Annotated in this window: 9 protein-coding genes; 1 reads left to right on the top strand and 8 read right to left on the bottom strand. The window is 39.4% G+C overall.

Annotation, left to right across the window (positions count from 1 at the left end; translation table 11 throughout):
- Positions 1-329: transposase (locus L876_RS0109490; protein ID WP_028763591.1), on the top strand; the 329-nt coding region annotated here is incomplete at its 5' end.
- Between the two features lie 270 nt (positions 330-599).
- Here the strand turns inward: L876_RS0109490 and L876_RS0109485 are convergent.
- The 8 genes from L876_RS0109485 to mobC form a co-directional block, all read right to left on the bottom strand.
- Positions 600-2,075, bottom strand: coding sequence for a hypothetical protein (locus L876_RS0109485; RefSeq protein ID WP_028763590.1), 1,476 nt, complete (start codon positions 2,073-2,075; stop codon positions 600-602).
- 28 nt (positions 2,076-2,103) lie between these two features.
- Positions 2,104-5,346, bottom strand: a complete 3,243-nt coding sequence (locus L876_RS0109480; protein WP_028763589.1) for a type I restriction endonuclease subunit R — start codon at positions 5,344-5,346, stop codon at positions 2,104-2,106.
- Between the two features lie 8 nt (positions 5,347-5,354).
- Entirely contained in the window at positions 5,355-5,927 is a 573-nt protein-coding gene (locus L876_RS21475) for a hypothetical protein (protein WP_037428294.1), read from the bottom strand.
- 2 nt (positions 5,928-5,929) lie between these two features.
- Positions 5,930-6,934 (bottom strand): hypothetical protein, encoded by a 1,005-nt coding sequence (locus L876_RS0109470; protein ID WP_028763588.1) that lies wholly within the window; start codon positions 6,932-6,934, stop codon positions 5,930-5,932.
- Positions 6,927-8,255 carry a restriction endonuclease subunit S gene (locus L876_RS22950; protein WP_037428293.1) on the bottom strand — a complete coding sequence of 443 codons (1,329 nt, stop codon included), beginning with the start codon at positions 8,253-8,255 and terminating at the stop codon, positions 6,927-6,929. Before L876_RS22950 ends, L876_RS0109470 begins: the two co-directional genes overlap by 8 nt.
- Complete coding sequence (locus tag L876_RS0109460; protein ID WP_028763587.1) at positions 8,255-10,324, bottom strand: type I restriction-modification system subunit M; 2,070 nt, start codon at positions 10,322-10,324, stop codon at positions 8,255-8,257. The genes L876_RS22950 and L876_RS0109460 overlap by 1 nt, the downstream gene beginning before the upstream one ends.
- 131 nt (positions 10,325-10,455) lie before the next feature.
- Positions 10,456-12,300: a relaxase/mobilization nuclease domain-containing protein gene (locus L876_RS21465; protein WP_211237655.1), complete on the bottom strand. Its 1,845-nt coding sequence runs from the start codon at positions 12,298-12,300 to the stop codon at positions 10,456-10,458.
- Entirely contained in the window at positions 12,300-12,659 is a 360-nt protein-coding gene (gene mobC / locus L876_RS0109450; protein WP_028763586.1) for a plasmid mobilization relaxosome protein MobC, read from the bottom strand. The genes L876_RS21465 and mobC overlap by 1 nt, the downstream gene beginning before the upstream one ends.
- Between the last annotated feature and the right edge of the window lie 345 nt (positions 12,660-13,004).

Genomic DNA, 13,004 nt, shown 5'->3' with positions numbered 1-13,004 from the left:
CAGCGCTAGCTTGGTATTTTAAAGAGCAAGCTCGTGACATATGGCATGGCAACTGCGTTCGCGGCACTAAGCAGAGATGGCTAGAATGGATAGCTTTAATCAAGGCAAGTAATATCAAGCCTTTAATTTCCGTAGCTGAAACAGTTGAGTCTAAATTATGGGGCATACTTAATGCGATGCGTTTTGGTGTTTCAAATGGTCTAGCAGAAGCTATCAATAGTCAAATAAGGCTGCTGAGAGTAAAGGCCATGGGGTATAGAAATACAGAGCGATTTAAGCGAGCAATACTGTTTCACTTTGGGAAGTTGGATATGGGGTTCCACCATTAACGACGAAGAGCCTTCTAGAAACAGTATCCTTCGTATTTCTGGAACTTAAAACAGTGTCAAAAACTCTTATTCCATTAAACATCATCACCTAAAAAGTCAGTCAACAACAAAATAGCAAGGTTGGGTTTTATCACCTAGGGCTTGCTCTAAAACTGTATATACGGCAGAGAGAGCAAATAAATAAAATGCCTCTATGCCTTAAGCAATTCTCCTAATTAGAACTCTCTAAAGCTCAGTAAGAGCAATGCCATCTAGTAGCGTAATTATAATTTAATGCCTTTTAATAAAGACTGACAGCCATTCATTTTGTGAAATACCTAATCGTTTTAATATTTTTTTTATGAGAAAAGAAGGGATTTGCTGGTCTTGTTTATGTCTTCCTAGAGTATAAATTTTCGTTCCTTTTCGCCAGATCTTCATCTCACTTCCTTTGCCGTTTTCAACCTGGCATTCAAAAGCCTTCTTCATGAAATTGAAAAAGTAAGACATTGTTACTGATGGAACTGGACGAGCAGCAGGTTTAGTAATTACTGGACTTTCAAGAGCATTACCAAGAGCACTCTCACCTAATGATTTATGATATTCATAAGTAAAATCAGCAAGCTCAATCTCACTATCGGCATCATAAACAACAGTACTTTTTGTTCTTTCATTTTGACGAATCGAGTATAGAGCTAACAGCTTTTGGTGAAATTCATTTAAAACAAAATCGCCTAGTACCTCCAACTCTTTAAGTTTGCAATCTTGCTTTGCATAACACCAAAAATCATTAGTCACTGACCAGCCAAACCTAAAGGTCGTTGTACTAAAACTTTCAGCTTTATCTGCGGGTTTACCAATAGCAAAGCTAGGAAAACCGTATTCCATAAATAAAAATATGGCTAGTTCATCATTAATTAGAATCTTATTTTTGTTAGAATCCCAAGACTTTATATATAAAGGGATTAGCTCATATATATCGAATAGTATGCTATCTCTTTCCGTTAACAACTTTACATCCGACAACCCGATTTGAGATGAAATGATTTGAGATAGAACATCTTTTATACAAGCCTCAGCGACAATATAGTCTCTTAAATTATAGAGTCCCATTTGCTCAGCTAATACATTGCCTTCTGTAGGTGATTGGCAAAAACTGCGGTAATCAATTTCCGTTGCCCCATAAAAGTCCAACGGAGAAGGTAACTTAACATGAGGCTGAATAAACTCACTCATAAAAGACTGCGCTAATAAATCAATACTTAGCTCAAAAAAGAAGTCTAAGCGACATCCATTAACCCATGTGAATTGGTCTAATGGAGAAAGTACATTTTTAAATAGAAAAAGTTGAGCTTCATAGGTTGTTTTTCTTCTTTTTTTATAAGCTAACTCTTTCCCGATAGCTGCGAACTCTTCCCTTAGCTTTTGCTGAAGCACACTAATTTCAGGTTGGTTAAACCACTCAAAAGAGTCCTCAGGAAACCTTCCTCCAGCCATATATAAATTATGCAATTCAATGGCTTCTTCATATAGTGCAGTTACAATGGAGTACCGACCTTTCAGTGCTTCTCTAAAAATCACAGGAAAAAACACACTTTTTTCAAAAGGTAAAACAGAATGCCTTTTGTCTTCCCCTCCTCTCAAACGCTCTTTCAATGCAGGTAACAAATCTTCCCTAGAATCAAGTGAACTATTCCTTATTTCATTTTGTCGCTTAACTAAATCCTTTTTTAGTGACTTTGAAAATATTGGCTTTCCGTTTTCCATCAAAGTGTCCTTTATGTCGTAAAACTTTTTATCTGATCTCACTAGAATTTTTAGAGTTTTCCATCCCTTTCATCAGCATATCAAACACTAAACTGGCAAGACCTTTCGATACTACATCATTTGATAAGGCTTTCATCGCCATTACGTTGTGAGTATCTAGGCTATCAATAATCGCCGTTTGAATAGCTTCAGGGAATTGACCTAACATTGCTTGTTCTTTGGTATTGTTGTTGACTTGATCCATTGCCACTTCATTTTCAGATACTTTGCCCATGATTGTATTGGCATAATTGAGCATATCGTTTTCTGATAAACCATCTTCAATAAACAGGTCATTCATGCGCTCAATAATTTCATTGAGTAATTCAGTCTTAGGATCTTTAGGGGCAGCACCAGCCCCTTCTTTACTTGGCGCTAAGTAAGGCTTTGGCTCTTCACCAATTTTATGTCCTAATTGCAGATCAGCTTCTCGCTGTTCATGCAAACGGTAATGAGTCATTGCTACATCACTGAGGTCAATATCATCTTCAACCACATCAAATCGAAGCAATGGGTGTAGATGCTTGGCGAAGATGCTGAGTTTTTCCAGCTCAAAATCCTCAAAATTGACGATCTGAGAAGTAAACTCATAGTAGCGATAGAAAGAGATTAAATCCTTCTTAAACACTTCAAGAATATCTCGTGCTTCTTTAGCGTGTTTGACGCTGTTTTCTGCAAACTTAATCTTCTTGTCGTTCTTCTCAATTTTTGCTTTTGATACTTCTGCCTGTGCGGATTGAAGAACCTGAGTGGCTTCTTTATAGCGAACGGTGAAACGATCAACGGCAGGTTTACACAGATTGGCTAATTTGGCTTGGTTTGCTTGTTTGTTGTTATACGCATCAACAAACGCTTCTACTTCAAACCACTGGTAAATCCCAACCTGATTGAGCTTTTTCATCAGATCATAAACAATATTTGGATCAGATACGCCAGCCAGTTCAGCCGTTTGGAAGTAAACCTTAAACTCTGCCAAGATCTCTTCTGGGTCATTCACAAAGTCGAGCACAAAGGTCTTGTCTTTGCCCTTACACGTTCGATTTAGCCTTGATAGGGTCTGAATACACTCAACGCCTTTTAATGGCTTATCGACATACATAGCGACAAGCTTAGGCTGATCAAATCCTGTCTGGAACTTATTCGCAACCAACATCACCTGATAATCAGCAGTATCAAATGCTTTACGCATATCTCGACCACGCAGATTAGGGTTCATATTATTTTCAGTAAAAGGCTGATCGGGAAAGTCTGGGTCATTCACTTCGCCAGAAAACGCCACCATTGCATTAACGTTGTTATAGCCTTTGTCTTGCACGTATTTTTCAAAAGCCAGTTTGTAGCGCACCGCTTCTAAACGGCTACTGGTGACGACCATTGCTTTTGCTTCACCGCCTAGTAAGTGTTTCACTTTTTCGTTGAAGTGCTCAACAATGGTTTCGACTTTTTGAGCAATATTGTAAGGGTGTAAACGAACCCACTTCGCCATTTTTGAAGCGGCTTTTTTACTGTCTACTTCGTGATCTGAGGCTGGGTTATCGTGTGCCAATTGGTAAGCGACTCGATAACTGGTGTAATTCTGTAATACATCCAGAATAAACCCTTCTTCAATCGCTTGGCGCATTGAATAAACGTGGAATGGTAAAGGTTTATTGGTATCACTGGCTGGCTCATCAAGATCAGGTCTACGACCAAATAGCTCTAAGGTTTTTGCTTTCGGTGTTGCGGTAAATGCAAAATAACTAATATTGTTTGAGCCTTTACGAGCTTCCAGCGATAAGCGAAGCATATCTTCACTGTCTAGCTCTTCATTCCCGTCTAATTGCTCTGCCATTAGCACTTCACGTAATTTGCGTGCGGTTGTTCCTGTTTGGCTTGAGTGTGCTTCATCGGCAATAACCGCAAAGCTTCGACCTGAAAGAGTAGAATCTTTACGGATCGCTTCTAATACGTGTGGGAATGTTTGGATCGTTACGATAATGATAGAGGTGCTTGCTTTTAACTCTCCTGCCAATTGGCTAGATTTAGAGCCTTGTGCTTCTTCTCGGTTAACACGAGCAATCATCCCTTCATTATGGTCAAACTGATAAATCGTATCTTGTAGCTGACTATCAAGCACTGTTCTATCAGTAATCACTATCACTGAGTCAAAGACCTTATCCCCAGACGCTTTGTTTAGCTCAGGGTGATCAGTGTAGTAGTGCTTTGAAGCAAGTTGGTGAGACAGCCACGCAATCGAGTTTGATTTACCAGAACCTGCACTGTGCTGAATTAGGTATTTATGACCAGTGCCTTCGCTATCCACCGTTTTAAGCAGTTTAGAAACCACCGCCCATTGGTGATAACGAGGGAAAATCATTGTCTCTTTGACTTTGATTGAACCGTCTAACTGCTCTTCATCTTTTACTTCGAGGTGAATGTATCGGCTTAAGATCAGTAGTAAATTATCTTTTTGGAAAATCTCATTCCAGAGGTAAGACGTTGCATAGCTATCATTCCCCTCTATTGAAAAAGCAGGAACGTCATTGCCCTTACCACCTTCCTCTGTGCCTTGGTCAAACGGTAAGAAAAACGTCTTTTTACCGTCTAAACAAGTGGTCATTGCAACATTGTATTGGCTCACAGCAAAGTGAACCAATGCACCACGTTTAAAGGTCAATAACGGTTCAGGCTTTTTAGTCTTAGGATCTTTTGGCTGCCTGTCCTTCATATATTGGACTTTTGCATTATCAATCGACTGTTTAAACTCCGATTTAAGCTCACACGTAGCGACAGGGATACCGTTGACGAATAGCGTTAAATCTAAACGACCATCATAGCCATTTGGTGAGTAAACTAACTCAGGCACAACACGGAGGATGTTTTCCTTATAACGTGCCGTTGCCGTTGGGTTCAAATCGTGGTCAGGTTTGAAGCTACACATATCGAACTTTGCGCCACGATCACTGAGTTTGTTTCGTAGAACCCATAACGTGCCTTCGCTTTTTAATTCTCTTTCTAATAATTTGAGAAGTGCATCAGCCGTAGCGGTAGGGTTGCGATCTGTTTCAGGGAAGTGCTGCGCTAATTTATTCCATTGCTCAGGCTGTGTTGCCATAGCAAAGGCAATCACATCTTCAGGATAAAGTGCCAACTCTTTATTGTATTTGTTCGACTCACCTAGCAACCAGCCTTGAGACTGCATTTGGTCAAGGATGTCGTTTTGGAATATTTTTTCTTGTGCTGCGTCTGACATTTCAAACCCTATATATTTAAATTGAGCCTTTCACAGAGGTAATACATTCCAAAAAGCAGAAGAGTGAGCAACTGCCAGAAGATAAGTAGGAATATGCTTACAAACAACCATTCAGCAATATGAAATGGGGACTCTAAAAAACTTGGAACAGATGTGATAGATCCGACTTTTGCATAGATAATAAGAAATATGCTGTCTACGGTTAAGAAAGAAAATAACCGTAAAAGAAAGCCTCTACGAGTTAAAGGCTGGTCAAAGAGTTCCGTATTACCTGCCTTTATGTCGATAGTTGGCGCATCAATCATCTCTTGATCGATAATGGGGCGGTTAAAGGTGGCAATTGCAGCTAACGCAGCGATTAAAAAACCAGGCAAACTAATAACAAAATCCGTCAAGTTTGCGACTAAACCGTTTTCTCCTGTAATGTCATCGATCTCAGCTAATGACACTAAGATCATTAAACTAAGTCCCGTGAGAAACGTTGGAATGATCCAGTTATAGACTTTCCCTGCTTGATGTTTTAAGAACAAGTATGAGATAGGTCTGGTTAGTTGATAAGCAATTACGTCATATTTTTTCATAACTAAATATGCTCAAGCATCTTTGTTCTGATTGGTTTATGAATAAGATCAACTGATGTAGTTAAGATCTCCACAAAATCTGTGATTTTTACTTTTTTTAAATACTGATCATTGTTAATCAGTTTTCCTGTTGTGATATCAATATCAGCAGTATGTGCGACATCACCTTCATCCTTAAATGAAACTTTAATTTCTTGCATACTCAAGTCTTTAGCATCATTTTTTCTAAAATTATCAATCCACTTCCAGTTTCCACCAGCTTTTAGAATTGCATCTTTATCAATTTGAATTGGAAGTTGCACCTCTTTGATACTGGTATGCTTCTGAGCATCATAACCAACGACACTTTTGATTTCGCCTGTTATCAGGGTGATGTTTTTTAAGTTTCCACCGTTTAAATCACTACGAAATTGATCAGAGACATGACCGTTAAAATGACAATGACAATAAGTATTAATTTTCTTAATATTTCCTTTCTTATCAACAGCATTCTTAGGATGGTCTATTTCAAAATCATCTTTAGAAGATTTGGCTACTCGTTTAAATAGTTCATTGAGATAGCTGGCTACGAGCTTGATGGGTAAAGCCGTTGATTGTTCATATAAAACAGTCCAACTTCCATCAGGTTCAGGATCTGATTTAATGATGATATGGGAAGAAAAATCAGTGCCAACACCATTTTCTTTGGCATTTACCTTCCGAGTTTCTTCATCACCACCGATTTTTCGATGGACTTCATCTGCAAGAGTAGTATCAGTAATATTTACAAGCAGAGTCCAACAACGCTTTACCAAATCCTGCTCTATATCAGCTAAGTAAATCTCTTTTTTGTTATTTTCTGAACCACGAACTAAGTTAACGTTATTTGCTTCCCGAATAGCCTTAACTTTGTTAAATAGTTCATCCAATGTAAATCGGTTGGTCAATCCAGTTATTTTTGGGGTTGTTGTTTTTGTTTGTAAATGCAAATCCAAGAACAATATCGTGCGTTCATTTTTCTTAGCCATTATGAGATCCTTGCTCTTTGGAGTTGAAGTTTCTTACATCAATCTTGCCAGTTACTGCTGCTGAGATAAGGGCTGTTTTGCGTTCTTTGAGTATTGTTACTTGCTTATCCGCTAAATGAGTAAGCTGTTCAATTCTTTCTTCTAAGTAATCAAGGGATTGTAAGATGCTCTCTAGTTCTTCTTTTGGTGGAACTGGAATATTAACTCTTAAAAAACCTGGTTTTGGAATCCGCTTCCTCAAACCTCGGTATAATGGTTTAAGGAGCTTTCTATCGTCCATAGCTTTGTAAAAATATTCTAAAAATCTTGCCATATTTGGGTTTGAACATTCGAATACAGTATAGTCACCACTAATCATTCCAAGGTGATGAGATAGACCTACAGTTCGAGGCGTTTCCTCAACGTCAAATAGACAAAATACAAGATCGCCTTTTCTAACTTCCTGTGTCCTATCTAAGTGATCCGATTGTTTGCCTTCTCCACTTGATATGTTACGAACTAACACTCCTTTTTTTGTTAAAGATAGAAGCTGGTAATTTCGATAATTTTGACCAACTAAAACTCGCCTCATAGACATTACACTTCGATTTGGGACTTGTGACCAGTGCTCTGGGGCTAAAGGAGTCCAACTAATTCCTGTTTCAACAAAACTAACATCAGGGTTTAGCCCTTTTGTTACGGTATGATAACGATTCGCAAGGAGTTTTTCTTTTAACAGCTCAATCAGCTTTTCTTGCTTGGTGATTAAGGTGTCGATCTTGGCGGTTTCGTGATCGAGGAAGTTGGCGATTTTTTGTTGTTCTTCTGGCTTTGGTGCTGAAACTTTTAATGAAGCAACTTTTTCTTGGTTAATATTGGGTTGACCACCGCCCGAAGACAATCGAATGATGTCCTCTTTAAAAGCCCATAGCCAATAAAATAGATATTTATTATCAAGTTGTTTTGAAGTCGTCATTACACAACAGGCTTGATTTGTTGTTGCTTCTACTCCAAAAATACCTAACCTGCCAATAGTAGCGCCATACATTGCAATAGCTACAGACCCAACAGGGTATTTTCTTAATGTAGGAAAAGTAGTTAAAGTGCTATCAGATAATTTTTTCTTCGTGTCTATTATTACCTTTTCACGAAGTTCTCCAGTAGTAATCCAAGGAACATTACCTTTAAACCATTCTTCATTATTTGTTGGAGGTGTTGTGCCTGAGCCTATTTCATTAAAAGCGTGAGCCAATTTCCACATAGACCAATCTGAGGGTATTTTCCCAACCCACTCAACACCAGACTCTTTATACTCTGGATATGCCTTATAACGACCTGTCATTATGAATGCACCTCGTTAAGTAGCTGCATAATCTCAGCCGATACGGCATCTAAATCTGCGTCAATTGCTTCTAATGCTCTTGGTGGTTCATAGACATAGAAATGACGGTTGAATGGGATCTCATAGCCTACCACACCGACCTCTCCATCAAGTTCATCAGTCTTTTTGGTATCAATCCACGCATCAGGAACGTGCGGCAGAACTTCACGAGCGAAGTATTCGTCAACGGTTTCAGTTAATGGCACGTTCTCGTTATCACGTAAATCTGGGTTTGCTTCAACTTTGCCTTTTGTTTTGCATACTTCGGCTTCATCATCGTGCTCACCTAAATGCTTCACGATCATTTTCTGCTGGGCTGCGGTTAGCTTGATGCCGTTAGTTTTAGCGATAAACGTTTTTAGGAACACATCACGAGATAACAGCTTCTCTTCAGTGAATGAAGCTAGAGCTTCTAAAACCGTTGATTGAGCAGACTCGGTTAACTTGCTCCACGCTTTATCTGCTTGTAGTGCTTCAAGGCGTAGTTCATCTTTCGGGTAAATCGCTAATTTGAGTGGACGTTCTACTGTAATTCTACGGTAGCCAAACTCTTTATAATCAAAGATTTTACTAAACTCGTTTTCTGCAAACTGACCGTATGTTTTTACAATTGTATCAATCGCTGCTGGGGTGAGCTCTTTACGCTTACTGCCTAGTGATTTACGCATTGCTGCATAGAATACATTTTCATCATTACCTTTAACTTCACCACCGCCACTGCGACCACGCCCACCTGTTTTAGCACGTTCTTTTGAGGCATTGATAAGCTGAACCTTGCCTTTGCGGTTCGCTGGCTTGTGAGAAGATAAAACCCACACATAAGTTGCAATGCCTGTGTTGTAGAACATATCCGTAGGTAGAGCCACAATCGCTTCAAGCAAGTCATTTTCAAGAATATAGCGTCTAATTTCACTTTCACCGCTACCAGCACCACCTGTAAAGAGTGGCGAACCATTCAAGATAATCCCTATGCGTGAACCGCCTTCGTTCCCTTTATTATCAACAGAGCGGGGACGCATTTTGCTCACAAGGTGCATTAAGAACAGTAACGAACCGTCAGAAACTCGTGGTAAACCTGCACCAAAACGACCTTCAAAGCCTTTGTCGTTATGTTCGTCATTGACGAACTTTTGGATCTTCTTCCAATCCACACCAAACGGAGGGTTAGATAGCATATAGTCAAACTTATCGGTACGGAGTTGATCATTTGATAGAGTATTACCTAACTTAATGTTATCGACCTTTTGCCCTTTGATAAGCATATCCGCTTTACAGATTGCGTATGACTCTGGGTTTAGCTCTTGACCAAAGGCAGACAGAGAAGCTTTGTCATTTAACTTGTGAACGTATTCCATACCTGATGACAAGAAACCACCAGTGCCAGCCGTAGGATCGTAGATAGAACGAACCAAACCAGAGCTGGTTAATTCTTCTTCATTAGTGAAGAGTAAAGAGGTCGTAAGATCGACAATATCTCTTGGTGTGAAGTGCTCTCCAGCCGTGTCATTGGAGCTTTCAGCAAAGCGTCTGATCAGCTCTTCAAAGATTAAACCCATACCGTGATTGTTAATGGTATTAGGGTGAAGGTCGGTGGTTGCAAAGCGTTTCGCAACTTTATAAAGCAGGTCGGCTTCTTCGAGTTTGTCGATGGTATTAAAGAAATCGAAGTGCTCAAAAATCTCACGAGCATTAGGGCTGAACGATTGAATGTAATTCTCTAGGTTACTGGCAACGCCCGTTTCACCAAGGCGGTTTAAATCCATTTTTGACGTGTTGTAAAAGCTTAACTGCGCTGTGTGCGTCAGTAGCTTATCTTGCGCTTCAAATGGCATTGCTTTTACAGCGTCATATTTGGCTAAAACATCTGGCTTGGTTGCTTCAAGCACACACTCTAATCGTCTTAATAGTGTGAATGGGAGAATGATACGACCGTATTGAGATTGTCGAAAATCACCACGCAGAAGGTCGGCTACTGACCATAAAAACGCTGCTACTGAAGAATGGTTGTTGTTAGTCGTATCTTGGGACATAGGAAATCAGCACTTATGAGAAAAAAATTGGGCTGATTATACCACTAAATATGCAATTAGGTGGTTGTATACCCTAAGCTTTTGTGATTTGAGAAGTATTAGTATGACAATCAATTTAATTAGCTCCCAAATCAGTTGTTTTTGAAGTGATGCCTGTGCTGTTTTATCTCGTCTAAATCCTTGTTTAGTTGGTCTTGCGGATGGATTGCCGTTTCTGCCTTTAATGCTTCTAAACACGCAGCACGACCGTCACTATCCTTGGTCGAATTGGCTGTTTTTTTTGTTGTGTCAGTCGTTTTCTGGCTTGATGCTTGAAAGGTATTATGCTGATAAAACAGCTTTAGCTCCTCAGACGCTTTCTTTTCTAGCTCATCAAGCATAAATCCTGATTTTAAGGCTTTTGCATAGCCGAGATGAGTGTGGTTATTTTCATCTAATTCCAATTGCTTGATCAAATCTTGCTGAACTGTAGCAATATCGGTTTTACTGATTAGCTGGTTGGTGAGTGCAGTTTTTAGCTCATCTATGGTGAGTGGTGATTTTATCTCTTTGAGGTCTGCATAACTGAGTTGATTAGGTGTGTCTGATTGAACAAAAAACAATAGCTTTGGGTCTTTGTCATAAGCGGCTTTCATCATACGCTTTAAAAAATCAGGGCTAGAGTTGGTCAGGGTTGCTGCCTTCCAACGATTTTCCAATGCAATGTTAATTGATAAGGTTAAATCATGGCTGTTCGTTGATGAGCCAAACCTGATTTTGCTTCTGTCGCTAGATAGTATGATGTTGTAGCTGTAAGGACGGGCAACGATGTTCTTTTTGCCAAAATAAATCATAATATCGCCATTAACGTTGTTTCTTTGCTGTTTGTAATAGCGGTTGATGTTCTCGATCTGAAAATCCAGCATTTTACGTTGTAAGGTAAACGTTGAACGTAGAGAGGGCGGCTTTTCTAACGTGTGAATGAAGTTAGGGAAGCGTTTTTTGATTTTACCTAGCGTCATAGAGCTAGAGATTTTACCGCCTGAAATTGTTTCGTCTTGATAGTGGAATACGATGCCTTTGTTCTTGCCTGATTTAGTGTGTTTGAGTATTTCTATAGTGATTTTTTGCTTGTCTAACTGCTCGATAAAGTCAGCTTCATCTTTAGCTGATTTATAGAGGTTAAAAATGGTCTGTTTTACTGTTTCGAGCTTTTGGTTTACCTGTGTCTTTTCCGCTAGGTTTTGCTGAACTTGCTCATAAGCGGTGTGCTCCGTCATTTCAGCTTCACTTTGATAAGTGTCTTCCATCAATAGATCATAGGATTTACGTTTGAGCTTGGTGAGTGGTGTGTCTTGCTCTTTCGCTGCGCTAAGGTTTTTCTGGTGTTTGTAAGCCGCTTCAAGTTTGCGGTTTTTCATCACTTTAGCCATAGGGTCGTTAGTAGGTCGGATCTCATCAGACACATTGTTGCCCGTTAGCGTCAGGTTGTATTTACGTTCAATTTTTTCGCACGCTACACGCATTTTTCTCTTTGAGTTCTTTACTCTCTGATACTCTCCATTACTATTATGCTGCCCTCGTATATAGTGGAAATGTAGCCTCCCATTGTCTCGCTGAGGGTAGATAACGTAAGGTGTGTTTTCCATATCGTATAGATTAGATAAAAGCTCAACACTGATTTGAGCGAGTTTCTCTTGGCTGAAACGTGCATTATCTTCATCTTCAAATGAGATCATTTCGTGAGCGTAGAGTTTAGTTTGTCGCTTATTCTTTGATTGGCTTTTGTTGAGCTTTATCTCTTCAATAAACCCATCCATAAAATCTTGATAAGTAACTGGATCAGAAATGTCTATAATCCCTAGATTAGATAAGGCTTGCAGTAATCGAGGGTTATCAGGTGAGTTGAGATATTCTTTGGCTACCGTGTTGTAGCGAATGATATTTTTAAGCTCTTTAACCGTTTCCCCTTCGTGCAAAAGTTTCGCAATTGCCATCATTTACCTCCTTCAACCACAAAACTTTTCAGCACTTTGCTTTTCAGTGAAGAGATCTGCACTGCCAGTTTTTTTAGCTGGGCGGTTTCTTGTGGGGTAATGGTTTTGCTGCTGTTAGCAATTCTCGTGATTTGATTGAGATTATTTCCACAACGCTTTAACTCGGTGAGGATCTCTAAAAGGTAAACACTATCTTGAATGATGGTTTTTGGCGGTTCGATTTTCTTACGGTGCAATAGCTTATGAAACATCTCAAGCCAAGTTCGGGCTTTAAGCTGGGATTTAGCCAATATCAGTGCTGATTTTTCCTCTTCACTACAACGTATTATGATTTTTGTATTGCTGCTCCTTTGTGTCATAACTTCCTCCATAAACTACAAATACAATGAGTTTTAAGACGGCTGACAGAATACTGAACTGGCTTTTAACCGAGGATCGCTGTCTGAAAATAGCTGCAAAATATCGAATGAAATGAGATTTTTCAGGTGATTTTAGAAAGTGATCAACACTCCTTTTTAAAACGATTTATCGTATTTAAAAACAATCGGTTAGGGAACCCTAACCTCAACTTGCCTCTTCTTTTATTGTCTTAAACTCCTATACACAACAGAGCATATTTTTTTGCGATGTCAAATCAAAAGACCTGGGTCCCCAGTGGTCCCAAAGCTGGTAAGCCCTTGTAATCGCTTTTTTCTGTGGTAAAT

Origin of the sequence: Shewanella colwelliana ATCC 39565, assembly GCF_000518705.1 — a bacterium.
GTDB lineage: Bacteria > Pseudomonadota > Gammaproteobacteria > Enterobacterales > Shewanellaceae > Shewanella > Shewanella colwelliana.
The sequence above is the reverse complement of the archived record's forward strand: the minus strand, read 5'-3'. Positions and strand labels throughout refer to the sequence as shown.